This window comes from Variovorax sp. RCC_210 (assembly GCF_041355175.1).
Classification (GTDB): domain Bacteria; phylum Pseudomonadota; class Gammaproteobacteria; order Burkholderiales; family Burkholderiaceae_C; genus Variovorax.
In genome coordinates this window covers 1-24,192 of record NZ_JBFUPJ010000012.1, presented here as the reverse complement: position 1 = coordinate 24,192, position 24,192 = coordinate 1, and the positions used below count along the sequence as shown (strand labels likewise).

Genomic DNA, 24,192 nt, shown 5'->3' with positions numbered 1-24,192 from the left:
CCCGTGCCATCGCCGCCGACCCTCACCCCAGCCCTCTCCCCAAGGGGAGAGGGAGCGAGAGCGGGAACGGGAATGGGTGCCGACCATGAAACCCAGCGGCCGCGCCACCATCGCCGACGTGGCTGAAGCAGCCGGCGTTTCCAAAGCCACCGTCTCGCGCTTCCTCAACCACCGCGAACGCCTGCTCAGCCCCGACATCGCCGCCCGCGTCGAGGTCGCCATCGCCGCGCTGCAGTACTCGCCCAGCCCGATGGCCCAGGCGCTGAGCCACGGCCGCTCGCGCCTCATCGGCCTCATCGTGGCCGACATCACCAACCCCTATTCCGTGGCCGTGCTGCGCGGCGCCGAAAAGGCCTGCCAGGACGCCGGCTACCTCGTGATGCTGTTCAACCTCGGCAACGAGAGCGAACGCGAGCGCGAGGCCATCGACGCGCTGGCGGGCTACCAGGTCGACGGCTTCATCCTCAACACGCTGGGCCGCGGCAGCAACGTGGTCGACGCGGTCACGCTGCACGGCAAGCCGGCAGTGCTGGTCGACCGGCGCCACACCGGCATGCACACCGACTTCGTCTCGCTGGACAACCACGCCGCCATGACGGCCACCTGCGGGCACCTGGTCGAAGGCGGCTACCGCGAGCTGCTGTACGTGACCGAGCCGCAGAAGGGCGTGAGCTCGCGGCGCGAGCGCACGGCCGCCTTCGGCTCCTGCGTGTCGGCGCACGAGCCGCGCGTGGCCGGCGAGATCTTCGAATGCGTCGAGGGCGGGCACGAGGCGCTCGACGATGCCCTGCGCGCGCTGCGCCAGCGCGCCAAGCGCGGCCGGCGCGCGGCGGTGGTCGCGGGCAACGCGGTGGTCACGCTGCGCGTGGCGCAGGCCATGGCGCGGCTGCGCTGGCAGTTCGGCGACGACCTGGGTTTTGTCGGCTTCGACGATCCCGAATGGGCCTCGCTCATCGGCCCCGGCCTGAGCACCGTGGCGCAGCCCACCGACGCCATCGGCCGCACGGCCGCCAACTGCCTGATCGAACGGCTGCGCGGCCTCGACGTGCCGCCGCGCCAGTTGCTGCTGCCGGGCGAGCTGGTGGTCAGGGGATCGTCCCAGGCGCGCTAGGCGCCTGCATCGAATCCAGGCGCGCTAGCGTCCTGCAGCGGGTTCAGGCGCCCTGGCGTCCTGCACCGCGCGGTCGAAGGTGATCGGTCCGCGCATCCAGTCGGCCGCGCGCTCGGCGATCATCACGGTGGGTGCGTTGGTGTTGCCGCCGATCAGCGTCGGCATGACCGAGGCATCGACCACGCGCAGGTTCTCGACGCCGTGCACGCGCAGCTGCGCATCGACCACCGACATCGCGTCCGTGCCCATCCTGCAGGTGCCCACCGGGTGGTAGATGGTGTCGGCGCGCGCGCGAATGTGGCGCTCCAGTTCTTCGTCGGTGTGTGCGTCGGCCGTGTAGAGCTCGCGGTGCCGGTACTTGGCGAGCGCCGGCGCGCGCAGGATCTCGCGTGTCTTCTTCACGCCCTGCAGCAGCAGCGCCATGTCTTTCGGCTCCGACAGGAAGCGCGGGTCGATGCGCGGCGCCGAGAGCGGGTCGGCGTCGTTCAGCCGCACCTCGCCGCGGCCCTTGGGCCGCAGCACGCACACATGGCACGAGAAGCCGAAGCCCATGTGCAGCTTGCGCGCATGGTCGTCGGTGATGGCGATCACGAAATGCAGCTGCAGATCGGGCCGGCGCAGCTCGGGCGACGACTTGACGAAGGCGCCACCCTCGGCGAACGGCGTGGCCACCAGCCCGGTGCCGCGCTTGCGCCATTCGAAAATGGCCTTCAGCAGCTTCAACCCGGCCACCGCGCCGATGCCGAAGAGCTCCGTGTCCTTCGAGGTGTACGAGAGGATGAAGTCCGTGTGGTCCTGCAGGTTCTGCCCCACGCCCGGCAGCGCATGCCGCAGCGCGATGCCGTGCCTTGCCAGCTCCGCGGGGTCTCCGATGCCCGACAGCATCAGCAGCTGCGGCGAGTTGAACGCGCCGCCGCACAGCACCACCTCGCGCCGCGCGGAAATGGTTTCGGCGGTGCCGCCGCGCCGCACCTCGACGCCCACCGCGCGCCGCCCTTCGAGCACCACGCGCAGCGCCTGCGCGCCGGTCAGCACCGTGAGGTTCGCGCGCTTCATCGCCGGATGCAGGTAGGCCGCGGCCACCGAGCAGCGCTCGCCGTTCTTCGCGCCGCCGTGGAACTGCGTGACCTGGTACAGGCCCGTGCCTTCCTGCTCGGGGCCGTTGAAGTCGTCGTTGCGCGGAATGCCGCAGGCCTGCGCGGCGCGCACGAAGTCTTCGGTGATGGCGCGCGGGCTCTGCTGCTCGGCCACCTGCAGCGGCCCGTCGGCACCGTGCAGCGCGCTCGCGCCGCGCTGGTTGCCCTCGGCGCGAATGAAGTAGGGCAGCACCTCGTCGAAAGACCAGCCGGCGCAGCCCGCGCGGGCCCAGTCGTCGTAGTCCTCGCGGTGGCCGCGCACGTAGAGCATCGCGTTGATCGCGCTGGAGCCGCCCAGGCAGCGCCCGCGGGGCTGGTAGCCACGGCGGCCGCCGAGACCCGGCTGCGGCACGGTCTGGTAGGCGTAGTTGTTGATGCGCGGGCGGCCCGGCAGCATCGCCACCGTGGCGGCCGGCGCGCGCACCAGGATGCCGCGCCCGTCGCCCCCTGCTTCGAGCAGGCACACCTGCACGCCCGGGTCTTCGCTCAGCCGCGAAGCCAGCGTGGCGCCGCCGGAGCCGCCGCCGACGATGACGTAGTCGAATTCCATGGCGCGTCTGTCCTTGTTGTTGTCATTTCGCGCTCACGATTTCAGCCGGTATTGGCGGTGCTTTGGTGGCCGCGTACACGCTGGAGGCCAGGTAGGGGTCGGTGCTCAGGATCGAACTGATGTTGACGATGCTGCCGCCGTCGTCGCCGAAGTGCTTCACCGCTTCGCGAATGGCCAGGAAGTAGCCCAGCACGTTGATGTCGAATTGCTTGTGGAAGGCGTCTTCGGTCAGGTCGGCGACCATCTCGAACACCGCGACGCCGGCGTTGTTCACCAGCACGTCGAGCCTGCCGTGCGTGGCCTGCACCGTGTCGAAGAGGCGGGCCACGTCCTGTGACTTGCTCATGTCGGCCTGCACCGCGAGCGCCTTTCCGCCCGCCGCCTCGATGCCTGCGACCACGGCGTCGGCGCCCTGCTTGCTGCTGGCGTAGTTCACGATCACGCTCGCGCCTTCGGCGGCCAGCGCCTTGGCGATGCCCGCGCCGATGCCGCTCGATGCGCCTGTGACGATGGCGACTTTTCTTTCCAGTTTCATGATGGACCTTTGAATGAATGGGTTGAGGGGTTGTTTGGCTGACTGGTTGCACGGGCTGACGTGTCCGCATCCCGGATGCGCGGACGCGTTGTCCTGTGCGTTCAAGTGTTCGTCTGGCCGACGCCGCGCGGCTGCCGGTTCCTCTCGGGTCATTGCCTTTTCTTCTCACGAGTCTTGTGCCGCCGCCGGGGCGGCAACATGATCGGCAGATGACGAATGCAATGGACGAACTGCGCAGCATCGTGATGCGCGCGGAAAACAAGTGGACCGCCACCGGGCTGCCGCGCGTGGCGATGGTGCGTGCCGAGGTTTGCGCGGACCAGGTCTACCAGCCGATGCTGCACCTGGTGCTGCAGGGCGCGAAAACGCTGTCCATCGGCGACAAGCTGTCGAGGTACGAATCGGCCACGTACTTCCTGGTGCCGGTGGACGTGCCCGCCACCGGCCAGATTCGCCAGGGCGGCCCGGGCCGCCCCTACCTCGCGATCAGCCTCACGCTCGACCCCCAGGTCATCGCCGGCCTGCTGCACGGCGAAGCCGAAGACGGTGCGCCGACCCAGGCGCCTGGCTTCCAGGGCGTGGCGGCGACCGACGAAATGCTCGACGCCTGGCTGCGCATGATGCGGCTGATGGACCGGCCGTCGGAAGCGGCGGTGCTGGCGCCGATGATCGAACGCGAAATCTTGTTTCGCGCGCTGCAGGGGCCGCTCGGCGGCACGCTGCGCGACATGGCGCGCCCCGACGGGCGGCTGCCGCAGGTTCGCCGCGCGATCCACTGGATTCGCGAGCACTACACCGAGGCCTTTCGCGTGGAGCACATCGCCGCGATGGCGGACATGAGCGTGGCGGCCTTCTACCGCCACTTCAAGTCGATCACGGCCATGACGCCCATCCAGTACCAGAAGCGCCTGCGCCTGCTGCGGGCGCGCTGGCTGCTGTTGTTCGAGCCACGCGACGCGGCGTCCATCGCCTATTCCGTGGGCTACGAAAGCGCGTCGCAGTTCAACCGCGAATACGCGCGCCTGTTCGGCTTGCCACCCGGGCGGGACGTGGCCCGCTTCAAGTCGCCCGCGCAACGCGCGACGGTGGCCGACGTGATTTGAATGTGCGCGCCGGCCGGAGAGCTCAGTGGGTTGCCGCCCGCGCCCCGCGCGAAGCGCCCTTGCCGGTGCCGGTGCGAACGCCGCTGTCGCGGTGCGGCGCATACGTCGCCTGAATCTGCTGCGCATCGCGCCCCGGCGGCAGCCCGAAGGCGCGGGCGTACTCGCGGCTGAACTGGGTCGCGCTTTCGTAGCCGACCTCGAAGGCGGCGCGGGTCACGCTGCGCCCGCCCACCACCATCAGCGTGCGCGCCTGCAGCAGGCGGATGCGCTTCTGGTACTGCACCGGGCTCAGGGCCGTCACGGCCTTGAAGTGGCGGTGGAACGCCGACATGCTCATGGCCGCCTTTTGCGCAAGGTCCTCGACCCGCAGCGGTTCGGCGAAGTCGCGGCGTATCCACTGGATCGCCAGGCCGATGCGCCCGATGGCGCTGTCGGGCGTCGCGATGTCGCGCAGCATGGCGCCCTGCGGCCCCTGCAGCACGCGGTAAAGAATCTCTCGCTCGTAGACGGGCGCCAGGGCGGGGATGTCGTCCGGGCGCTCCATCAGGCGCAGCATGCGCACCCATGCGTCCATCAGGTCGGGGGTCACCGCCGCGACCGAGAAGCCGGTTTCGGCTTTCTCGCTGCGAGCGGGTTTGGGCAAGTCGGCAATCAGCGCGGCGACCACCGTGGGCTGCAGCGTCAGCGCCACGGCAAGGTAGGGCTCGCCGGTGGCGGCCGGCCACACCGTGCCCACGGCCGGCAGGTCGACGGACATCACGAAGTAGTTGGCCGGGCAGTAGTGCAGCGTGCGGTCGCCCACGGTCATCGACTTGCTGCCCTGCAGGATCAGGTTGACCATGGGGTCGTAGACCGCGCTCAGCTCGTGCTCGGGGATCTTGCCCTGCACCATCGCCACGCGGGGAATGCCGGTTTCGGTCATCCGGTTCCTGGCCTTGGCTGCGAGGCGGCGCAGTTCAACGAGTTGTTCTTCCATGCCGGCCATCAGACCGCAATGCGCGCGGCGGCGCAACCGTTGAAGCGCTCCAAAGACAGGCCATCGGCAGGAATAGGCAGTCTTGAGGCAGGAACGGGCAACCCCCCATGCGATGCCGAACCTATCGTTCAGGCATCCCTTTTCAACCGAGCACACACATGAGCATAGTCATCATCACCGGCGCAAGCCGAGGCCTTGGGGCCAGCACCGCCATTCACGCCGCGCAGCGCGGCATGGGCGTCATCGTGACCTACAACAGCCACGCCGCAGGCGCGCAGGACGTGGTCCGCCAGATAGAAGCCGGGGGCGGCAAGGCCGTGGCGCTGGCGCTCGACGTGGGCCGGGTGGCCTCGTTCGCCGGCTTCCGCGACAGCGTGGCCGCCGCGCTGGCCGCCACCTGGGGCCGCGACCGCTTCGACGCGCTGGTGAACAACGCGGGCTACGGCGCGTTCAACGCCATCGAATCGGTGACCGAGGCGGAATTCGACGGGCTGCTGAACGTGCACCTCAAGGGCCCGTTCTTTCTGACCCAGGCGCTGCTGCCGCTGATGGCCGACGGCGGCCACATCGTGAACCTGACGAGCGCCACCACGCGCGTGGCCACGCCGGGCGCGGCGCCTTATGCGGCGTTCAAGGGCGGGCTGGAAGTGCTCACGCGCTACATGGCCAAGGAGTTCGGCCCGCGCGGCATTCGCGCGAACTCGATTTCTCCGGGCGCCATCCGCACCGACATGACCAGCGGCGCCTTCGACCAGATGCCCGAGTTCGAGACCCTGCTCGCCGGGCAGACCGCGCTGGGCCGCATCGGCGCGCCGGACGACGTGGGCCGCGTCATTGCCGGCCTGCTCTCCGCCGACAGCGCTTGGGTCAACGCGCAGAACATCGAAGTGGCCGGCGGCTACAACATCTGATTTCAAGGAGCCATTCCATGCTGGACCACATCTTCCTGCCGGTGAGCGATGTCGAGCGCTCGGTGGCGTTCTACACGGCGGCGCTGGCGCCGCTGGGCATCGCGCGCAGGCACGACTACGCAGGCAAGGACGGCCCGCCCGGCCATCCCGACCTGAAGGGCTTCGGCGCGAACGGGCGCGTGTTCTTCTGGCTGCGCGACGGGTTGGCGAATGGCCAGGGGCAGGGGCAGCCCGTGCAGGCGATGCATGTGGGCTTTGTCGCGAACGGCACCGCCGCGGTCGATGCCGCCTACCGCGCCGCCATGGCCGCGGGCGCCAGGGACAACGGCGCACCCGGGGCGCGGCTGCACTACGACCCGCGCTACTACGCCGCCAACGTGTTCGACCCCGACGGCTACAGCCTGGAGTTCGTCTACAAGAGCTGGCAGCATGCAGCGGCGGCGCAGCCATGAGCAGCGTTCTCGGTCGCGTGCTCATCTACGGCGCCACCGGCTACACCGGCCGCATGGTGGCCTTGCAGGCCAAGGCGGCGGGGCTCGATGTCGTCATTGCCGCGCGCGATGCGGGCAAGCTCGCCGCGCTGGCCCGTGAGCTGGACCTGCCTTCCAGCGCATTCCCACTCGATGCGGCCAGCCTGGCCGCGTCGCTGGCCGGCTTCCACACGGTGCTGAACTGCGCCGGCCCGTTCGCCAGGACCGCGGAGCCGCTGATGCGCGCCTGCATCGAGGCCGGTGCGCACTACCTGGACATCACCGCCGAGATCAACGTGTACCGCCTGGCCGAGCGCCTCGGCCCGGACGCCGCCCGCTCGGGCGTGATGCTGCTGCCCGGCGTCGGCTGGGACGTGGTGCCCACCGACTGCCTGGCGCTGCAGCTCTCGCGGCGCGTCGCGCAACCCGTGTTGCTGCGCATCGCGCTGCAGGTGGCCGGGTCCATGTCGCGCGGGTCGGCCGTGAGCGCCGGCGAAATCGTGGGCGCGGGGCTGATGGCGCGCGTGAACGGAGCCCTCGTGCCTACGCCGGAGGCCGAGCCCGCGCTGTTCGACTTCGGCAATGGCGACGGCGAAGTCGTGTGCGCGCCGCTGTCGTTCGGCGACCTCGTCACGGCCTGGCATTCGACGGGCATTCCGGACATCGCCATGTTCGTAAATGTGACGGGCACGGCCTTTCCGTCGGGCGAATTGTCTGAACTGCACGACGGGCCGAGCCAGGAAGAGCGCGATGCGCAGCGCGCCCGCGCGGTGGTCGAAGTGACCGGCGCGGGCGGCGAGGTCGCTCGCGCCGTCATCGAGACGGTGAACGGCTATTCGTACACGCCGCTGGCGGCCGTGGAAGCGGCGCGGCGCGTGCTCGGCGGTGCGCACCTGGCGGGCTTCGAGACACCGGCGCGCGTGTTCGGCGACGACTTTGCGCAGGGCATCGCGGGCACGGTGGTCACCCACATCGCCTAGGGCACTCGAATCACGGCGCGTCCCGGTCCCTGGCGAACGCGCCTGACAGCGCAACGCCCCTGAACGTTCGCCACAGCCCGAACGGCACCAGCAGCGCCCCCAGCATCCGGTAGGCCGCCGGGTCCGGCCTCAGCCCCATCCACACGCCCAGCGCGGCGAGCGCGAGGCCGCCCACGATGTTCAGCACGCTGGCGCCGAACCACTGCAGCCGCAGCATGCCGACCGCCGCGGCCAGCACGCGGTCGGCCATGCCCAGCCCGAACCAGCTCGCCAGCACGTAGAGCCCCAGCAGCAGCAAGGGAACCACCGCCAGACCGATCAGGAAGAAAACCAGCAAGCCGGCCAGCGTGTCCATGCGGGCCAGCTTATCGGCTGCTGGCACCCGCCCGCATCCGGTGGGCGTTTCCGTGCGTAACCGATGTACCTGCCCGTGCATCATCAGAACAATCCGCTGGAGACAACCGCCCCATGAAACTTCCGTCCCGCACGGCCTCGCGGCCCTGGCTGCTGGGGGCGCTGTTCGGCAGCGCCGCTGCCTGTGCCCAGCCCAACCAGCAGAACCACCTGCCCGAGATCCAGATCGTCGGCCCGCGCGATACGGCCATCGGCACGGCCGACAGCGCGAGCGAAGGCGCGGTGGAGCGCGAGTCGTACCAGTCGCGGCCCAAGCTGCGCCCGGGCGACATCGTGGAGGCGGTGCCGGGCGTGGTGGCCACGCAGCACTCGGGCGACGGCAAGGCCAACCAGTATTTCCTGCGCGGCTTCAACCTCGACCACGGCACCGACTTCGCGGTGACGGTGGACGGCATGCCGGTGAACATGCCCACGCACGGCCACGGGCAGGGCTATGCCGACCTGAACTTCCTGATGCCCGAGCTGGTGTCGGGCGTGCGCTACCGCAAGGGGCCGTACTTTGCGCAGAGCGGCGACTTCTCGCTGGCCGGCAGCGCCTCGCTCGACTACTTCAGCGCGCTGGAGGCGCCCTTTGCCGAGGTGACGGTGGGGTCGCACGACTTCAAGCGCCTGCTGGCCGCGGGCTCGCGCACCGTGGCCGACCAGACCTGGCTGGGCGCCATCGAGCTCGAAGGCAACAACGGCCCGTGGAACGTGCCCGAGAACCTGAAGAAGGCCAACGCGGTGCTGCGCTACTCGCAGGGCTCGCCCTCGCGCGGCTTCAGCATCACCGGCATGGCCTACAAGAGCAGCTGGACCTCGACCGACCAGGTGCCCGAGCGGCTCATCGACAGCGGCGCGCTGCCGCGCTTCGGCAGCCTGAACCCGACCGACGGCGGCAAGACGCAGCGCATCAGCCTGTCGGGCAAGTGGTTCGACAAGGGCCCGAACGGCGACACCGAGTTCAGCGCCTACGCCATCGACTACCGCTTCGACCTGTTCTCCGACTTCACCTATTTCCTGAACAACCCGGTCAACGGCGACCAGTTCGAGCAGACCGACCGGCGCCGCGTGTTCGGCGCGCAGGGCTCGCATTCGATGGGCAACAAGATCGCGGGGCTCGACGGCCTCTTGAGCTTCGGCGCGCAGTGGCGCGGCGACCGCATCGGCGAGGTCGGCCTGTACGACACCGAGGCGCGCCAGCGCCTGGCCACGGTGCGCAACGACAAGGTCTCGCAGGACCTGTTCTCGGTGTACGGCCAGCAGCTGGTGAACTTCAGCGAGCGCTGGCGCGGCTACGTGGGCGTGCGCGGCGATGCGCTGCGCTACAACGTGCAGGGCCGCGAGCCGGTGTACGGCCCGCTCAACAGCGGCAAGGGGCACGACGCGCAGGTCAGCCCCAAGTTCGGCCTGGCCTTCGCGCCCACGCCGGCGCACGAGTTCTATTTCAACGCGGGCGTGGGGTTTCACAGCAACGACGTGCGTGGCGCCGCCATCACCGCCGACCCGAAGACGGGCGAGGCGGCCGAGCGCGTGCCGGCGCTGGTGAAGGGCCGCGGCGCGGAAATCGGCTGGCGCTTTCAGCCGAACGAAGACCTCACGGCCACGGTGGCGCTGTGGAAGCTCAACCTCGCGTCCGAGCTGGTGTACGTGGGCGACGCGGGCACCACCGAGCCCGGGCGTGCGAGTTCGCGGCGCGGGCTGGAGGCCACGCTGCGCTGGAAGTTCGATCGCGCCTGGCGCCTGGAGGTCGACGCCGCGCTGTCGCGCGCGCGCTTCAAGGGCGCGGCGCCCGAAGGCGAGGGCAACTACGTGGACAACGCCATCGAGCGCGTGCTGGCGGCCGGCATCACCTACATCGAAGGGCCGCTGACCGCGTCGCTGCGGTTGCGCTACATGGGGCCGCGCGCGCTCGACACGCTGAACACCGTGCGCTCGCGCGCCACCACGCTGCTGAACTTCGGCGCGCGCTACGCGGTCAACCGCCAGCTCACGCTGGGGCTGGACGTGTTCAACCTGGCGGGGCGCAAGGGCAACGACATCGAGTACTACTACGCCTCGTGCACCGCCGGCGAGGTGGCGGGCGGCAGCTGCAACGGCGGCGTGAACGACCGCCATGTGCACCCGATGGAGCCGCGCACCGTGCGGGTCAGCGCGCGCTACACGTTCTAGGGCGCGCGAACTCACGTGAGCGCAAGCCGCTTTCCGGCGAGCCGTTCCGGCGTGCTACGCCGGCAGCGGCAGCCCCGAGCGCGGCTTGATTTCTTCCAGGCACACGCTCGACCTGACGAAGTTGACGCCCGGCAGCGCCACCAGCCGTTCGGTGAGGAACACGTTGAGCCCCTCGAGGTCGCGCGCGATCACCTTGAGCACGTAGTCGAAATCCCCCGTCACCGAATGGCACTCGAGCACGTCGGGCATCCCGGCCAGCGTCTGGCGAAACAGCTTGAGGTCGCGCATGTGGCCCCGCTCCATGCCGATGTGCACGAAGGCCGTCACGTGCAGGCCCACCGCGGCGGGCCGAAGGCGCGCCTCGTACCGGGCGATGACGCCGCCTTCTTCCAGGCGGTGGTGGCGCCGGCTGCACTGCGCCGGCGACAGGCCGATGGCCTCGGCCAGCTCGAGATTCGACATTCGCCCGTTCTCCTGCAGCAGGCCAAGAATGCGCACGTCGATCCGGTCGAGCTTGAGCATGTGCAATATGTTCTCTTGAAAAGCGCGGATCGTACAAGAGTTTCTCCTTTTTCAATGCGCAAGCGAGAGAAATGGAAGCTCATTTCCAGCAGCAGATCGAACAATCAGGTTGTCCTTCGCAACGAAAGAACGTCGTTCAGCCGAACGACGCAATTTCCTTCCTTTTCAACCTGCCTGCTGCACGGCCGCACCCCCGGCCATGGAAACCTCATGAAACGCATACCGGAGCCGTTCCGCATCAAGACCATCGAGCGCATCGCGATGACGACGCGCGAGCACCGCGAGCAGGCGCTGCAGCAGGCGGGGCTCAACCCCTTCCTGCTGCGCAGCGACGACGTGTACATCGACCTGCTGACCGACAGCGGCAGCGGCGCCATGAGCGACCGGCAGTGGAGCGCCATGATGGCCGCCGACGAGGCCTATGCCGGCAGCCGGAGCTACTACCGGCTCGTCGCGACCATCGACAAGGTGTTCGGCTACCCGCACCTCGTGCCTGCGCACCAGGGGCGCGGCGCGGAGCAGATGCTCTACCCCGAGCTCGTCAGGCGGCGCGGCGCGAAGCAGCCGGTGTTCCTGTCGAACTTTCACTTCGACACGACCAAGGTGCACATCGAGCTGGCCGGCGCGCGCGCCCTCAACGCGCTCAACAAGGAGGCGCTCGACACCCGCCAGTACCACGACTGGAAGGGCAACTTCGACCTGGCCGAGCTTGCGCGGCTCATCGAGACCGAGGGCGCGTCCAATATCGTGGCCATCGTCGCCACCGTCACCTGCAACACCACCGGCGGCCAGCCGGTCGCGCTGGGCAACCTGCGGGCGGCCTCCGACATGGCGCGCCGCGCCGGCATTCCGGTGGTGATCGACGCGACCCGCTTCGCGGAAAACGCCTGGTTCATCCGCGAACGTGAACCGGCGTACGCGCAGCACAGCATTCCGGAGATCGTGCGCGAGATGATGTCCTGCGGCGACATCGCGGTCATGTCGTCGAAGAAAGACGGGCTGGTCAACATCGGCGGCTTCTGCGCCTTTCGCGACGACGAAGACCTGTTCCGCGCGGTGCAGGAGCGGTGCGTGGTGAGCGAAGGCTTCATCACCTACGGCGGCCTGGCGGGCCGCGACCTGGAGGCGCTGGCCGTCGGCCTCGAGGAAGCGATGGACCCCGACTACTTGAACTACCGCATCGGGCAGGTCGCCTACCTGGGCGAGCGGCTACGCGCCGAGGGCATTCCCATTCAGTACCCCACCGGCGGGCACGCGGTGTTCGTGGACGCCGCGGCCCTGCTGCCGCACATTCCCTGCGAGCAGTTTCCCGCGCATGCACTGGCGTGCGAGCTGTACATCGAGTCGGGCGTGCGGGCCGTGGAGATCGGCTCGCTGCTGCTGGGGCGCGACCCGCTCACCGGCGTGCAGGAAAAGGCCCCGCTCGAGTCGATGCGGCTGACGATTCCACGGCGGGTCTACACCAACGACCACATGGACTATGTGGCGGACGGGCTCGCCGCGGTGGCCCGACGCGCGCAGGCGATCCGGGGGCTGGACTTCACCTACGAGCCCGCGCTGCTGCGCAACTTCACGGCGCGGTTCCGCTGGGCGGAGTAGCTGAGAGCTGAGTAGCGGAGCGGAGTAGCGGAGTGGCGCGTGCGGTGGCGCCTCAAGGCGCCTGCACCTTCCGCGCCGCCCTCGTGTCGCGCGCCGCGCCGAGCCGGCGCGACCACAGAAAGATCGCGCCCATCGCCAGTACCAGGAAGCCGCCGAAGCCCGCCAGCGTGGGCAGCAGCGGCGCGTCGAGCCACAGCAGCGCGCCGTACACGCCGAGCATGGCCAGCGAGGCCGTGCTTTCGTTGGCGTTCTGCACCGCGATCGACTGGCCCGGGTGCATGCGCAGCAGCCCGCGGCTTTGCAGCAGCGCGTTCATCGGCACCAGCAGCAGCCCGGCCAGCGCGCCGATGCCCACCAGCATCGCGACTGCCACCGCGGTCTGCGTGACCAGCGTCATGCCCATCACCACCGCGCCCAGCGCCACGCCCAGCGGCAGCGCGCGCTTGGCGCGCTCCAGCGGAAACCAGCGCGCCGCGCCCATGGCGCCCATCACCATGCCGACGGCCACCGCGATCTGCAGCAGCGCGCCCTGCGCCAGCGTGAGCCCGAGCTGCTCGGCGCCCCAGCGCAGCACCAGGAACTGCAGCGTGGCCGACGCCGCCCAGAAGAGGCTGGTCACGGCCAGCGAAATGCGCGCGTCGGCATCGGCCCACAGCAGCCCCAGCGAGTGCCGGAAATCGCGCAGCAACTCGCCCGGATGCGCCAGCGCCTTGCGGTTGCGCGCCGGGCTGTGCGGAATGCCGAGCGTGCACAGGGCCGCCAGCAGGTACACCGCGCCGATGGCCGGCAGCGCATGGCCCTTGTTCACCAGCGCGCCGCCCAGCGCCACGCCGAACAGGATGGACACCACCGTGCTCGCCTCGACCCAGCCGTTGGCCTTGACCAGTTCGTCCTGCGGCAGCAGCTCCGGCAGGATGCCGTACTTGGCCGGCGAATAGGCGGCCGCACCGAGCCCGACCAGCGCATACGCCACCAGCGGCTGCACATGCCACACCAGCAGCGCGCAGCCGCCCAGCTTCACGAGGTTGGAGGCCATCAGCACGCGGCCCTTGGGCGCGGCGTCGGCCACCGCGCCCGCGAAGGCGGCCAGCAGCACGTACGAGAGGTAGAAGAACAGCCGCAGCGCCGGCGTCATCCAGCCCGGCGCATGGCGCTGCATGAGCAGGCCGATGGCCACGATCAGCAAGGCGTTGTCGCCCAGCGAGCTGAAGAACTGCGCCGCCACCACCGAGCGCAGCGCGCGGCGGGAACGGGCGCCGGCCACCACGGGAGCCACCGCCGGCGACACCCCCACCTGCACCGGCACCGTCATGCGTCCACGCCGAAGAAGTGCTGCCGGTAGCGCGGCGACACGTCGTCCACGCGCAGCATCATGGGCAGGTCGGCGGTGTTGAAGGCGACGTCGAGCGCGGGCGGGCCCAGCAGCCGCGCGCCGCAGCGCAGGTAGCCCTTGATGAGGGGCGGCGGCGCGGGCGGGGCCATGTCGCTGTCGGCGTCGCCATCGGCATCGCTTGCGTTGTGCGCGTCCAGCGGCAAGGCCACGCGCGGGGCCACGCGCCAGCGCTGCTCCACCAGGTGGGTGCGGCACAGCCGGTGCCACAGCCGCGCGGCCTCCAGGCCCTGGTCGCCCAGGCCGATGCTGGCGCAACCGATCATGGTGTCCAGCCGGTGCTCGACCATGTACTGCCCCAGCGCGGACCACAGCGCCATGATGACGCTGCCCGAGCGCCACTGCGCGTCCACGCACGAGCGCCCCAGCTCCAGCGCGCGGCCGCGCAGCGGCGCCAGCGGTGCCAGGTCGAACTCGGTGTCGGTGTAGTAGCCGCCCGCGCGCGCGGCCGCCTCCGGCGTCAGCACGCGGTAGGTGCCGATGAGCGGGCCGGGGGCCTTCGCCGCGTCCGCGGGGTCCACCGCGCGCACCAGCAGGTGGTCGCAGAAGGGGTCGAAGCGGTCCGCGTCCAGCCCCGGCGGCGTGCCGTCGGGCGGCGCCAGGCGCGCGCCCATTTCTTCGGCGAACACGCGGTAGCGCAGGCGCTGCGCATCGCGCACGTCTTCTTCGCAATCGGCCCAGCGGGTTTCGAGCAGGGGAGCGGGTCTGTCGTTGTGCATGCGGTCGTGGTCGGCTCAGTTGGAGGGCGGGTAGCGGTCGACCAGGCGGTTCTGCCGCCGGTTGAGCCGCGCGAGTGCGAGCAGGCCGATGGGCCGCACGCCGGCCTTGCGCTGCGCAGCGCCGATGCGAAACAGCAGCCGCTGCTTGGCGAACACCATGCGAAAGCCCTGCAGCACGCCGGTGTCGGGGTCCCAGGCCTCGATGGCCTCGGAGCCCGCGCCGTTCACTTCCATGATGGTGAAGCCGCGCCCCGCGCCCAGCGCGCGCAGACTGTCGAAGCGCACGTCGAAGCGGCCGAAGCGAAAGTCGGGCATGTCGCGCGCCACCGCGTCGACCGCGCGCACCAGCTCCGGCGTGATGAGCGCCGCGCCGTCGCGGTACAGGCCGCCCACGCGCGTGGAGCCGATGGTGGCCAGGCGCACCTGCTGCCCGGCCGCGGGCACGCTGTCGGGCGGCACGCTGCACTGGTGGCGCGGCGAGCGCGCGATGCGCCGCGCCCGCACGTCGGCGGCCACCAGCTGCGCCACGGTGCTGCGGCCGTCGCCCGTCACGCGCGGAAAGTAGCGCAGCGCCAGGCCGATGACGCGGCCTTCGCCGGTGACCGGGTCGCGCGCATAGAAGATGCCGGCCTCGCCCTCTTGCGGCAGGTAGCGCTGCAGCACCACGGTCTCGCCGCGCGGAAAGGCGGCCAGGTAGGCCTGCAGCGCGGCCGTGTCGTGCAGCAGGCGCACGCCGTAGCCGCACAGGCCCAGGTCGGGCTTGGCGACCACGGGAAACGCGAGGCCGGCCTGCGCCATCGCCTGCGTCGCGCGGGCCAGCGAGGCTTCGCCGGGCGGGCCGTCGTTGACCACCGCGCAGTGGTCCGCGGTGAGCGACCGCGCCAGCGGCCCCATGCCGCGGAAGTACTCCAGCTTGCCTTCGCCCACCAGCCCGCCCGCGGTCAGGTGCGGGTTGGCGGCCGAGGGCACCGTGGGGCCGCCGTAGCGCGCGGACAACCACAGCCACTGCACCACCAGCGGCACGCAGATGAGCCACTTGGGCATGCGCTCCAGCACGCTGCAGGCGCGTGCCTCGGCGAACTTTTCGGTGTCTGTGCCGCTGCCCAGGTCCAGGCCAGGGTCCGGGGCCAGGTCGAGGTCCAGCCTGGCGGCCATCAGCCCGGCTCCCGCGTCTGGGTGCGCGTCGCCACCAGCCCCACCGCCGCGATGCGGTCGATGTGCGCATACACCGGCCGCTCCAGCTCTTCGCCGAACACGTCGGGGTCGATCTCCGCATACGACCACTCGCAGCCCGAGGCTTCGAGCACCGGGCGCAGCTCGGCCAGGAACGGGTCTTCGCCGTCGACCATCGCCACGCCGGTGTACAGCAGCAGCTGCCCGCCCGGCGCCAGCCGCTTGAGCGACTCGGCCGCGATGCGCGCGCTCAGCGCCCGGCCCAGGCGCGTGCCGCCGTGGCGGTAGGCGCGCTGCGCGGCATCGTCGAGGTAGGGCGGGTTGGACACGATGAGGTCGAACTCGCCCTCCACCGCCGACAGCGCGTCGCCCTGCGCCAGCGTCACCGGCACGCCCGCCACTTCGGCGTTGACCGCCGCGTACTGCAGCGCCAGCGGGTTGATGTCGTTCATGACCACGCTCGCCGGCGTGCCCGTGGCGGCCAGCGCGCGCGCCACCGCGATGCCGCCCGCGCCGCTGCCGCAGCCCACGTCCAGCACGCGGGCACGCGCCTGCGCCCGGCGCTGCGTGAGCGCATGCAGCACGAAGCGCGCGAAGCGGCTGGTGTCGGGCCCGAAGAACACGGCGTTTTCTTCCACCGTCGGAAATGCCGAGTGAAAGAACAGGTCGTCGCCCAGGCTGGCGATGCGCACGTTGCTGCGCAGCAGCGTGCCGGTGCGCCGCACCAGGCCCGCGTGCTCCATGTCGGCCAGCAGCGCGGGCGGCAGCGCGCCGGCCTCGAACGACAGGTTCCAGCCGAACACGTCGCGCAGCGTGGCCCCCGGCTCGCGCCCGCGCCGCGCGAGCACGCGCTGGTGCGTGAGCGGCGTCACGGTGGTGAAGCGGTAGCCGCTGGCGGCCACCTGGCGCAGCACGGTGGCGGCGTGGGTCAGCATGCGGCAGGCTCCAGGGTGTGCAGGGCGTGCAGTTCCTCGGTGTAGCGCTCGAAGCAGCGCGCGCCGCATTCGAGGCGCATCAGCGCGCCCTCGGCGATGAACTGGCCGCAGGCCGGGTCCTCGTCGACCAGCGGGTGGATCACCTCGCGCAGCCAGGCGCGCGCATGCGACACGTCGAGCGCGCCGTGCAGGTCGAAGTAGGCCCGCGCGCGCCCGCTGAGCCCCAGGCGGCGCATGCCGGCGGCCACCTGCTTCACGCGCCCCGGGGCCGTGAGCTCGATGACGCCCAGCGCGCCGATGGCGTGGTACGCATAGCGGCGCGTGGTTGCCAGCCCGACCATGGTGTTCGACAGCGCGAGCGATTCCCACACGGTGGTCTCGATGTTCGGGCGCAGGTCGAGCTCGCGCACCATGTGCGCCAGCATTTCGCCGTGCATGGCGCTTTGCTTGCCGTGGCCCATCTCGTCCCAGAAGTTGCGCGCGCACTCCAGCTTGGGCTGCGGCGGCAGCTTGACCTGGGTGTAGGCCAGCAGGTCTTCGAAGCCGGCCTCGCTCGCGGCCTCCTGCGTGAGGAACCAGCGCATCTGCGCCAGCGTGGCCTCCTGCGCGAGCCAGTCGAACAGCGCGTGGCGCTGGCCGGGGCCGTCGTGCGCGAGCGCTTCGAACCAGTGCACGAAGTGCCCCGCGTTGCCGGCCGAGACGCAGGCCGCGGCCCGCACGCCGGCGCGCATGTCTTCGAGGAAGCGGCCTTCCAGCAGGCGGTGCGCGTGCTCGCGCGCGAGGTCGTCCTGCCAGTTCAGCGAAGGCTGCGCGGGCGCCAGCCGCGTGGCGTTGAAGCGGGCCAGGCGGCGGTGGAGCTTGTGCGGCGGCGGCAACGGCGCCCGTGCCTGTGCCGCTTGCACCGCTTGCACCACCTTCGCCAAATGCAGGCCGGGGTCCTTGATGTCGTGTGCGGACATGCTCGGTCCTCCTCGTCCGTGGGATGAAAAGGGGCAGCGTGCGCTTTTGCGCCGCCGCTGTCCGTCAGACAGCGGCTACAAATCCTTCCCCCGCCCGTTCCCCGGCCTGTTCTCCGCGCCTCGACCCCGCGGGTGGCCGCCCCTCACACCCGCGGCGGATCGCTGTCGCGAGACGGGTGCCGGTGCAGGCCGACCGCGGCGATGAACTCCGCCGCCACCGCCTGCGCCTGCGAGGCGTCCGACAGCAGCAGGCCGGGGTCCTGCGAGCCGTCGGGCAGCTGCAGCGGAATGCCGGCGTCGCCCAGCAGCGCCTGCGACGCGCCCAGCGCCAGGATGGTCTTGCAATGGCGGTACTGGTCCTTGATGAACTCCATCGTGTGGCCGTCCGCCGCCAGCGCTTCGGCCGCGGCGGCGCCGTCGGGCAGCACCAGCGCGTCGAACAGGAAGCCCGGGCTGTTCTCCATCGTGGCGTCGGGCTCCAGCGTGTCGCCGCCGGCAGTGGTCACGGGGCCGAGCCGGGCCGCCACCAGGCGCGGCACCGCGCCCGCGGCGAACAGCGCCGCCTGCAGCGTGGCAACGGCGGCGCCGTCCACGCCGTCGGCCACCAGCAGCGCGATCTTGCGCGAGCGGATGCCGCCATCGCCGGGCCGTGCCATGAGCGACAGCGCGGGCGAGGCCGACACCTCGGGCGCCGCTGGCGTCTGCAGCGCGCGCGGCAGCGCCGCGGGCACGCTCTTCATGCCCAGCCCGGCGGCCACCTTCGCGGCCAGGTCAGGCGATGCGTTGACCAGGCTCGCCACGATGCGCTCGCGCACCGCCGGCACCGTCACCTTCGACAGCTCGAAGCGGAACGCGGCCGCGATGTGCGCCTGCTCGGCGGGCGTCTGGCTCTCGAAGAACAACGCAGCCTGCGTGTAGTGGTCGGCAAACTTCTCGGGCTTGCCGCGCACCTTGTCGCTGGACGCCTGTACGTCGATGCGCCGCGCCACGCTCTGGAAGCCCTGCGCCGCGCCGGCCTGGAACGGGCAGCCCCCGGCCAGCGAGTTGGGCTCGTAGGCCACGCGGCCGCGGTGCACGGCCTGGCGGTGCATGCCGTCGCGCTGGTTGTTGTGCACCTGCGCCAGCGGCGCATTGATCGGCAGCTCGTGAAAGTTCGGGCCGCCGAGGCGCGAGATCTGCGTGTCGACGTACGAGTGGATGCGCCCGGCCAGCAGCGGGTCGTTGGTGAAGTCGATGCCCGGCACCACATGCGCGGTGCAGAAGGCCACCTGCTCGGTTTCGGCGAAGAAGTTGTCGGGGTTGCGGTTGAGCACCATGCGGCCCACCAGCTGCACCGGCACCAGTTCCTCGGGCACCAGCTTGGTGGCGTCGAGCACGTCGAAGCTGAAGCCCGCGGCCTGCTCCTCGGTGAAGATCTGCAGGCCCAGCTCCCACTCGGGGTACTCGCCCGCGTCGATGGCCTCCCACAGGTCGCGGCGGTGAAAGTCGGGGTCGGCGCCCGAGATCTTCACCGCCTCGTCCCACACCAGCGAGTGCGTACCCAGCCTGGGCTGCCAGTGGAACTTGACGAACACCGACTCGCCCGCGTCGTTCACCAGCCGGAAGGTGTGCACGCCGAAGCCCTGCATCATCCGGTAGCTGCGCGGAATGGCGCGGTCGCTCATCTGCCACATCAGCATGTGGGTCGACTCGGGCATCAGCCCCACGAAGTCCCAGAAGGTGTCGTGCGCCGAGGCGGCCTGCGGCATCTGGTGGTGGGGCTCGGGCTTCACCGCGTGCACGAGGTCGGGGAACTTGATGGCGTCCTGGATGAAGAACACCGGCATGTTGTTGCCCACGAGGTCCCAGTTGCCCTGGTCGGTATAGAACTTCACGGCAAAGCCGCGCACGTCGCGCGCGGTGTCCTTGGAGCCGCGCTCGCCGGCCACGGTCGAAAAGCGCACGAACACCGGCGTCACCTTGCCGGCCTCCTGGAACGGCGCGGCCATGGTGTGCTGCGTGAGCGGCTCGTAGCACTCGAAGAAGCCGTGCGCGCCCGAGCCGCGTGCATGCACGATGCGCTCGGGAATGCGCTCGTGGTCGAAGTGCGTGATCTTCTCGCGCAGGATGAAGTCCTCCAGCAGCACCGGCCCGCGCAGGCCGGCCTTCAGCGAGTTCTGGTTGTCGGCAATGGGCACGCCCTGGTTGGTGGTGAGCACCTGGCCGGTGGCGTCCACGCGCACGCGGTCCAGCGGGCCGATGGTCGCGTTCACGCCCTCGGCCGCGACGCCGCCGACCTTGTCGGAGCTGCTGCTTTCGCTGAGCGAGCTGCCCCCGGGCAGGCGCGACGCGGGCGTGACGCCGAGCCCTTGCGGCGGCGACAGCGCGTTGTCCATGCCGTGCTCCAGCGGCTTGTTGGTGTTGGCCGGCATGGCGGCTGCAAGGGCCTGCGTGTCGGCGGCGCGTTGCGAGGGGCCGTCGCCCGGCACGGCGGGGCCGGGGTGGGCGGGCGCGCTGTCGGTGTTGCGGGCAGCGGCCTGGGTGGCGATGTCGGATGGCTGGGGGGTCTTGTCCTTGTCCCTGGGCTGGGGCTTGATCTTGGTCTTGTCCGTGCGTGTGGCCATGGGGGGGTGCTCCGGTCGGGTGTATCGCGTAGAAGGGATGCGAACAGTGGGAGCACGCAAGGGCCCCGGCTGTAGGACCGGGCCGCGCGAAGGCCGAAACCCGAAGCGGGTGGGCCGTTGCTTCGCCGGGGCGTGGGGCGAAGCGAGAGAAGCTGAAAGGCCGATAGGCTTTCTTAAGCCTGCTGCAGCGGCCCCGCCGGCCGCCCGCAGATCAGCGCCAGCAGCGCATGCGGCTGCAGCGGCTTGCCCAGGTGGGCGTCGAAGCCCGCCTCGGTCGCCTTGGCATGGTCCTGCGGCCGGGTGAAGGCGGTGTGCGCCACCGAGAACAGCCGCGGCTTGCCCAGGGCGCGCTCGCGCTGGCGCACCTCGCGGATCAGGTCGTAGCCGTCGCGGCCCGGCAGGCCGATGTCGCTGATGAGCACGTCGGGCCACTTCTGCTCGAACAGCTGCAGCGCGCTGTCGAAGTCCACGCCCAGGCGCACGGTGGCGCCGGCGTCGGCCAGCACCACGGTCATGATCTCGCTCGCATCGGCGTTGTCTTCCACCACCAGCACGTCCAGGCCGGCGAGCACGCGGTCGGTGGGCGCCGGGGAGCCGGTCGGCCGGGTGTCGAGGCTGGGCGTGTCGAGCAGCAGGATGGGCGCGTCGCCCGAGGGCACCACGCTCAGCACCACCTGCAGCACGGCGCCCTGGCCTTCGCCCTCGCTGTGCGCCGACACGCTGCCGCCGTGCAGCTCGGCCAGGTTCTTCACAATCGACAGCCCCAGCCCCAGGCCGCCGTGGAAGCGGTTGTCCGGCGAATCGCTCTGCGAGAAGCGGTCGAACAGGTGCTGCAGAAAGTCGGGGCTGATGCCGCGGCCGAAGTCGCGCACCGACAGGTGCAGCAGGTCGCCCTCGCGCTGCAGCTCGATGACGATGCGCCCGCCCACGTCGGAAAACTTGATGGCGTTCGACAGCAGGTTCCACACGATCTGCTGGAAGCGCGTGGCGTCCAGCCAGCCCGGCGGGTCGGCCGGTGCCTGGTCGAACACGATGGTCAGCTGCTTGGCGGTGGCCGGCGCGGCCAGCGCCTCGATGGCCGAGCTGACCAGCCCGCGCGGCTCTATCCATTCCTGGTGCAGGCGCAGCTTGCCGGAGCTGATGCGCGACACGTCCAGGATGTCGGCGATGAGCCGCGTCTGCGCCTTCACGCTGCGGTCGATGGCGCTCAGGCCCTTTTCCATCTGCTCGGGCGTGCGGTTGCCCACCTTCAGCACATGCACCCAGCCGCCGATGGCGTTGAGCGGGTTGCGCAGTTCGTGCGAGAGCACGGCGACAAAGTCGTCCTTGGTGCGGCTCAGGCGCTCGGCGGCGGCGCGCGCGGCCTGCTCGCGCTCGAGCACTTCGCGGCGGCGCCCCTCGAGCTCGAAGCGCTCGGACACGTCCAGCGCGATGCCCACGCGCAGGCCCGGCTCGATCTGCGCGGACATGGTCCATTCGAGCCGGATCCACGAGCCGTCCTGGCGCAGCAGCGGGAACTCGCCCTTCCAGGGCGCGCTCGGGGGGACGGCGTGGCCGAGCGTGACCGGTGTACCAGCCGTTCCCGCCACGCCCGAAGCAGACGTGCCGGTGCCCAGGTCGCCCGCCGTGTGCGCCTTCACGAAGGCCATCCACTCCTCGGGCGCGAAGGCGCTCACCGGCTGGCCGATGAGCGCGTCGCGCGACTGGCCCAGCATGGCGACCATGGCGGGGTTCACGTCGGCGAAACGGCCCTCGGCGTCGATCAGCGCCATGCCGGTGGGCGCCTGGTCGTAGATGGCGCGAAAGCGCGCTTCGCTGTTGCGCTGCTTTTCCTCGGCCATGCGCGCGCGAATCAGCGCCTGCAGCGTGGCGATGAGCACCGGCGGCTCCACCGGGTGCACCAGGTAGGCGTCGGCGCCGGCGTTCAGGCCGGCCACCTTGTCCTCGTTGCGCACGAAGGTGGCCGACAGGTGCACCACGGGCAGCGTGGCGGTCGAAGGCTTGATGCGCAGCTCGCGGCACACCTCGAAGCCGCTTAAGTCCGGCAGGTGCACGTCGAGCACCACGGCCGAGATGTGCTGCGACGCGAGCACCAGCGCCTCGCCGCCGGTGCCGGCCTCGCGCGTCTCGAAGCCCGCGGCGCGAATCACGCGCGTGGTGGCGTAGCGCGTGGTGGGGTTGTCGTCCACCACCAGCACGGTGTGGCGAGAGCGGTCGATCGAGGTGTTGATGAGGGGTTCGAGCGACATGGTCATCGCCCTCCGGCCTGCCCCTGGCCCTGCATCTGCAACGGCAGCGTCACCGAGAACACCGAGCCCTTGCCCAGCTCGCTCGCCACCTCCACGTGCCCGCCCAGCAGCACCGCCAGCTGCCGGCTCAATGACAGGCCCAGGCCGGTGCCGCGCAGGCGCTTCTGCACCGGCGAGTCGACCTGCGAGAAATCGTCGAACACGGCCGCGTGGTGCTCGGGCGCGATGCCGATGCCGGTGTCGGACACCGAGAACTTCACCGTGTCCTCGCCCACGCGCGCCGCGGTCACCCGCACCTCGCCGTGCGGCGTGAACTTGAGCGCGTTGGAGATGAAGTTGCGCAAGATCTGCGAGAGCTTGCGGTCGTCGGTGTACAGCCGGGGCAGCCCCTCGGGCTCCTCGAAGATCAGCGCGGTGTCGGGGTTGTGCAGCACCGGGCGGAACATGCCGCGCAGCGCGGAAAACAGGTCGACCATCTCGAACCAGGCCGGCGAGATGTCGACCCGGCCCGCCTCGATCTTGGCCAGGTCGAGCAGGTCGTCGACCATCTCGGCCAGCTCGGTGGCGGTGGTGTCGACGAAGCCGACCTGCTTTTCCTGCTCGGGCGTGAGCGGGCCGTCCACGCGGTCGCTCAGCAGGCGGGCAATGCTGCGGATGGCGCTGATGGGCGTGCGGAACTCGTGGCTCATGTAGGCCAGGAAGCGGCTCTTGAGCTCGGTGGCCTTCTTCAGCTGTTCGGCCTGGGCGTCGAGCTCGGCGTACAGCGCCACCACGCCGCGGTTGGTCTCCTCGAGCTCCGCGCGCAGCTCGTCGACCTCGCGCCGGCTCTGGGCCAGCGCATCTTCACGGTCGTCAACGACGGTGCTGTTCATCGGTTATTCCTTTTGGCGGATCACGACGACGGTGGCGTCGTCGCGGTGCCGGGTATGGTCGCGCAAAAGAACGGCCGCCACCAGCGTGGGATCCTTCTGCAGCAGCGGCCGGATGGCGTCGACGCTCCAGCGGGTCTCGATGCCGTCGCTGTGCAGCACCACGAGCGCATGCGGCGGGAGCGCGAGCGAGGTGGTCTCGGGCTTGCGGATGTGCATGCCGGCGGTGCCGTGCTGGGTGACCAGCGACTTGTCGAACACCCCCGAAAGCACCCGGCCCACGATGTTGCCGGCGCCGCTGTAGCTGACGCTGGCGGCCGCCGTGTCCACGCGCAGCGCGCACACGGCGGCGCCGCGCGTGGTCTGCAGCGCGCGGTGCACGCTTTGCACGGTGTCGCGCAGGTCGGCGTCGGGCGCCGCGGCAAAAGCGGCCGTGGCGGCCTGCGAGGCCTTGGCCGCCTCGGGGCCGTGGCCCAGGCCGTCGGCCATCAGCACGGTGAGCAGCTGCTCGCCGTGCTCGCCATGCGGGTCGGGTCCGCCATGCATGGCGGCGGCCCAGCCGTCGCCGCTGACCGTCTCGTGCGGCGCGGGCAGGCAGATGGCGCCGATGTGCAGCGGGGCCGACGGTGACGACAGCGACGACGGCGCCGCGTCGACGGTCTCCGCCGCCGGCGTGGGCCGCACCCGCGCCACGCTCACGGTGCCCTCGGGCACCGCGGAGTGAATGTCGAAGTCGTTCGCCAGCCGGCGCACCGCGCCCAGGCCGGTGCCCGGCGTGCTGCCCGACGAATGGCCGTCGCGCATCGCCAGTGCGATGTCGGGGATGCCGGGGCCTTC

At 70.7% G+C, this 24,192-nt stretch carries 21 protein-coding genes; 7 read left to right on the top strand and 14 right to left on the bottom strand.

Features of this window, described 5'->3' with window-relative positions; all coding sequences use genetic code 11:
* The first annotated feature begins 85 nt into the window (after positions 1 to 85).
* Positions 86 to 1,111 (top strand): LacI family DNA-binding transcriptional regulator, encoded by a 1,026-nt coding sequence (locus tag AB6807_RS27395; RefSeq protein ID WP_371087010.1) that lies wholly within the window; start codon positions 86 to 88, stop codon positions 1,109 to 1,111.
* A gap of 24 nt (positions 1,112 to 1,135) precedes the next feature.
* Here the strand turns inward: AB6807_RS27395 and AB6807_RS27390 are convergent, their stop codons facing one another.
* Both AB6807_RS27390 and AB6807_RS27385 read right to left on the bottom strand, forming a co-directional pair.
* Positions 1,136 to 2,797, bottom strand: coding sequence for a GMC family oxidoreductase (locus AB6807_RS27390; protein ID WP_371087009.1), 1,662 nt, complete (start codon positions 2,795 to 2,797; stop codon positions 1,136 to 1,138).
* A gap of 22 nt (positions 2,798 to 2,819) precedes the next feature.
* Positions 2,820 to 3,332, bottom strand: coding sequence for an SDR family NAD(P)-dependent oxidoreductase (locus AB6807_RS27385; protein ID WP_371087008.1), 513 nt, complete (start codon positions 3,330 to 3,332; stop codon positions 2,820 to 2,822).
* Between the two features lie 209 nt (positions 3,333 to 3,541).
* On the opposite strand from AB6807_RS27385, the gene AB6807_RS27380 reads away from it, so the two are divergent.
* Positions 3,542 to 4,435, top strand: coding sequence for an AraC family transcriptional regulator N-terminal domain-containing protein (locus tag AB6807_RS27380; RefSeq protein ID WP_371087007.1), 894 nt, complete (start codon positions 3,542 to 3,544; stop codon positions 4,433 to 4,435).
* 22 nt (positions 4,436 to 4,457) lie between these two features.
* Here the strand turns inward: AB6807_RS27380 and AB6807_RS27375 are convergent, their stop codons facing one another.
* A complete protein-coding gene (locus tag AB6807_RS27375; RefSeq protein WP_286513820.1) occupies positions 4,458 to 5,411 on the bottom strand; it encodes an AraC family transcriptional regulator in 954 nt (317 codons plus the stop codon).
* A gap of 158 nt (positions 5,412 to 5,569) precedes the next feature.
* Between AB6807_RS27375 and AB6807_RS27370 the strand changes: the two genes are divergently transcribed.
* Genes AB6807_RS27370 through AB6807_RS27360 form a run of 3 tightly spaced genes read left to right on the top strand, consistent with a single transcriptional unit; the run spans position 5,570 to position 7,772 of the window.
* Positions 5,570 to 6,322 (top strand): SDR family NAD(P)-dependent oxidoreductase, encoded by a 753-nt coding sequence (locus AB6807_RS27370; protein ID WP_371087006.1) that lies wholly within the window; start codon positions 5,570 to 5,572, stop codon positions 6,320 to 6,322.
* Positions 6,323 to 6,339: 17 nt separating this feature from the next.
* Positions 6,340 to 6,774, top strand: a complete 435-nt coding sequence (locus tag AB6807_RS27365) for a VOC family protein (protein WP_371087005.1) — start codon at positions 6,340 to 6,342, stop codon at positions 6,772 to 6,774.
* Positions 6,771 to 7,772, top strand: coding sequence for a trans-acting enoyl reductase family protein (locus AB6807_RS27360; RefSeq protein WP_371087004.1), 1,002 nt, complete (start codon positions 6,771 to 6,773; stop codon positions 7,770 to 7,772). The genes AB6807_RS27365 and AB6807_RS27360 overlap by 4 nt, the downstream gene beginning before the upstream one ends.
* Positions 7,773 to 7,782: 10 nt before the next feature.
* Here AB6807_RS27360 and AB6807_RS27355 read toward each other — a convergent pair whose 3' ends face one another.
* The gene (locus AB6807_RS27355; protein WP_371087003.1) at positions 7,783 to 8,154 is read right to left on the bottom strand and encodes a hypothetical protein; all 372 of its coding nucleotides are present in this window, start codon (positions 8,152 to 8,154) and stop codon (positions 7,783 to 7,785) included.
* An 86-nt stretch (positions 8,155 to 8,240) separates the two neighbouring features.
* Here AB6807_RS27355 and AB6807_RS27350 point away from each other — a divergent pair, with 86 nt between their 5' ends.
* Positions 8,241 to 10,337 (top strand): TonB-dependent receptor, encoded by a 2,097-nt coding sequence (locus AB6807_RS27350; RefSeq protein WP_371087002.1) that lies wholly within the window; start codon positions 8,241 to 8,243, stop codon positions 10,335 to 10,337.
* Between the two features lie 54 nt (positions 10,338 to 10,391).
* Here AB6807_RS27350 and AB6807_RS27345 read toward each other — a convergent pair whose 3' ends face one another.
* Positions 10,392 to 10,865, bottom strand: a complete 474-nt coding sequence (locus AB6807_RS27345; RefSeq protein WP_116914092.1) for an Lrp/AsnC family transcriptional regulator — start codon at positions 10,863 to 10,865, stop codon at positions 10,392 to 10,394.
* A 204-nt stretch (positions 10,866 to 11,069) separates the two neighbouring features.
* Between AB6807_RS27345 and AB6807_RS27340 the strand changes: the two genes are divergently transcribed.
* Positions 11,070 to 12,458, top strand: coding sequence for a tryptophanase (locus tag AB6807_RS27340; protein WP_371087001.1), 1,389 nt, complete (start codon positions 11,070 to 11,072; stop codon positions 12,456 to 12,458).
* Between the two features lie 52 nt (positions 12,459 to 12,510).
* On the opposite strand, the gene lplT is transcribed toward AB6807_RS27340, so the two are convergent.
* The 9 genes from lplT to AB6807_RS27295 all read right to left on the bottom strand — a co-directional run.
* Positions 12,511 to 13,770: a lysophospholipid transporter LplT gene (lplT, locus tag AB6807_RS27335; RefSeq protein WP_371087000.1), complete on the bottom strand. Its 1,260-nt coding sequence runs from the start codon at positions 13,768 to 13,770 to the stop codon at positions 12,511 to 12,513.
* Entirely contained in the window at positions 13,767 to 14,567 is an 801-nt protein-coding gene (locus AB6807_RS27330) for a GNAT family N-acetyltransferase (RefSeq protein WP_371086999.1), read from the bottom strand. The genes lplT and AB6807_RS27330 overlap by 4 nt, the downstream gene beginning before the upstream one ends.
* 15 nt (positions 14,568 to 14,582) lie before the next feature.
* Positions 14,583 to 15,722 carry a hypothetical protein gene (locus AB6807_RS27325; protein ID WP_371086998.1) on the bottom strand — a complete coding sequence of 380 codons (1,140 nt, stop codon included), beginning with the start codon at positions 15,720 to 15,722 and terminating at the stop codon, positions 14,583 to 14,585.
* Positions 15,722 to 16,675, bottom strand: a complete 954-nt coding sequence (locus tag AB6807_RS27320) for a methyltransferase (RefSeq protein WP_371086997.1) — start codon at positions 16,673 to 16,675, stop codon at positions 15,722 to 15,724. Before AB6807_RS27320 ends, AB6807_RS27325 begins: the two co-directional genes overlap by 1 nt.
* Complete coding sequence (locus tag AB6807_RS27315) at positions 16,669 to 17,634, bottom strand: iron-containing redox enzyme family protein (protein WP_371086996.1); 966 nt, start codon at positions 17,632 to 17,634, stop codon at positions 16,669 to 16,671. Before AB6807_RS27315 ends, AB6807_RS27320 begins: the two co-directional genes overlap by 7 nt.
* A 143-nt stretch (positions 17,635 to 17,777) precedes the next feature.
* Positions 17,778 to 20,237, bottom strand: coding sequence for a catalase (locus tag AB6807_RS27310; RefSeq protein WP_371086995.1), 2,460 nt, complete (start codon positions 20,235 to 20,237; stop codon positions 17,778 to 17,780).
* A gap of 173 nt (positions 20,238 to 20,410) precedes the next feature.
* Positions 20,411 to 22,492, bottom strand: a complete 2,082-nt coding sequence (locus tag AB6807_RS27305) for a response regulator (RefSeq protein ID WP_371086994.1) — start codon at positions 22,490 to 22,492, stop codon at positions 20,411 to 20,413.
* Entirely contained in the window at positions 22,489 to 23,358 is an 870-nt protein-coding gene (locus AB6807_RS27300) for a sensor histidine kinase (RefSeq protein ID WP_371086993.1), read from the bottom strand. The genes AB6807_RS27305 and AB6807_RS27300 overlap by 4 nt, the downstream gene beginning before the upstream one ends.
* Before the next feature lie 3 nt (positions 23,359 to 23,361).
* The coding region (locus AB6807_RS27295; protein WP_371086992.1) for a SpoIIE family protein phosphatase at positions 23,362 to 24,192 on the bottom strand (831 nt) is incomplete at its 5' end.

What these genes read in the sequence shown, in the direction of transcription:
- AB6807_RS27305 (WP_371086994.1), bottom strand. Translation starts at nt 22,492, where the DNA reads ATGACCATGTCGCTCGAACCCCTCATCAACACCTCGATCGACCGCTCT.
- AB6807_RS27365 (WP_371087005.1), top strand. Translation starts at nt 6,340, where the DNA reads ATGCTGGACCACATCTTCCTGCCGGTGAGCGATGTCGAGCGCTCGGTG.
- AB6807_RS27370 (WP_371087006.1), top strand. Translation starts at nt 5,570, where the DNA reads ATGAGCATAGTCATCATCACCGGCGCAAGCCGAGGCCTTGGGGCCAGC.
- AB6807_RS27390 (WP_371087009.1), bottom strand. Translation starts at nt 2,797, where the DNA reads ATGGAATTCGACTACGTCATCGTCGGCGGCGGCTCCGGCGGCGCCACG.
- AB6807_RS27320 (WP_371086997.1), bottom strand. Translation starts at nt 16,675, where the DNA reads ATGCTGACCCACGCCGCCACCGTGCTGCGCCAGGTGGCCGCCAGCGGC.
- AB6807_RS27340 (WP_371087001.1), top strand. Translation starts at nt 11,070, where the DNA reads ATGAAACGCATACCGGAGCCGTTCCGCATCAAGACCATCGAGCGCATC.
- AB6807_RS27315 (WP_371086996.1), bottom strand. Translation starts at nt 17,634, where the DNA reads ATGTCCGCACACGACATCAAGGACCCCGGCCTGCATTTGGCGAAGGTG.
- AB6807_RS27385 (WP_371087008.1), bottom strand. Translation starts at nt 3,332, where the DNA reads ATGAAACTGGAAAGAAAAGTCGCCATCGTCACAGGCGCATCGAGCGGC.
- lplT (WP_371087000.1), bottom strand. Translation starts at nt 13,770, where the DNA reads ATGACGGTGCCGGTGCAGGTGGGGGTGTCGCCGGCGGTGGCTCCCGTG.
- AB6807_RS27330 (WP_371086999.1), bottom strand. Translation starts at nt 14,567, where the DNA reads ATGCACAACGACAGACCCGCTCCCCTGCTCGAAACCCGCTGGGCCGAT.
- AB6807_RS27310 (WP_371086995.1), bottom strand. Translation starts at nt 20,237, where the DNA reads ATGGCCACACGCACGGACAAGACCAAGATCAAGCCCCAGCCCAGGGAC.
- AB6807_RS27395 (WP_371087010.1), top strand. Translation starts at nt 86, where the DNA reads ATGAAACCCAGCGGCCGCGCCACCATCGCCGACGTGGCTGAAGCAGCC.
- AB6807_RS27360 (WP_371087004.1), top strand. Translation starts at nt 6,771, where the DNA reads ATGAGCAGCGTTCTCGGTCGCGTGCTCATCTACGGCGCCACCGGCTAC.
- AB6807_RS27375 (WP_286513820.1), bottom strand. Translation starts at nt 5,411, where the DNA reads ATGGAAGAACAACTCGTTGAACTGCGCCGCCTCGCAGCCAAGGCCAGG.
- AB6807_RS27300 (WP_371086993.1), bottom strand. Translation starts at nt 23,358, where the DNA reads ATGAACAGCACCGTCGTTGACGACCGTGAAGATGCGCTGGCCCAGAGC.
- AB6807_RS27325 (WP_371086998.1), bottom strand. Translation starts at nt 15,722, where the DNA reads ATGGCCGCCAGGCTGGACCTCGACCTGGCCCCGGACCCTGGCCTGGAC.
- AB6807_RS27380 (WP_371087007.1), top strand. Translation starts at nt 3,542, where the DNA reads ATGACGAATGCAATGGACGAACTGCGCAGCATCGTGATGCGCGCGGAA.
- AB6807_RS27350 (WP_371087002.1), top strand. Translation starts at nt 8,241, where the DNA reads ATGAAACTTCCGTCCCGCACGGCCTCGCGGCCCTGGCTGCTGGGGGCG.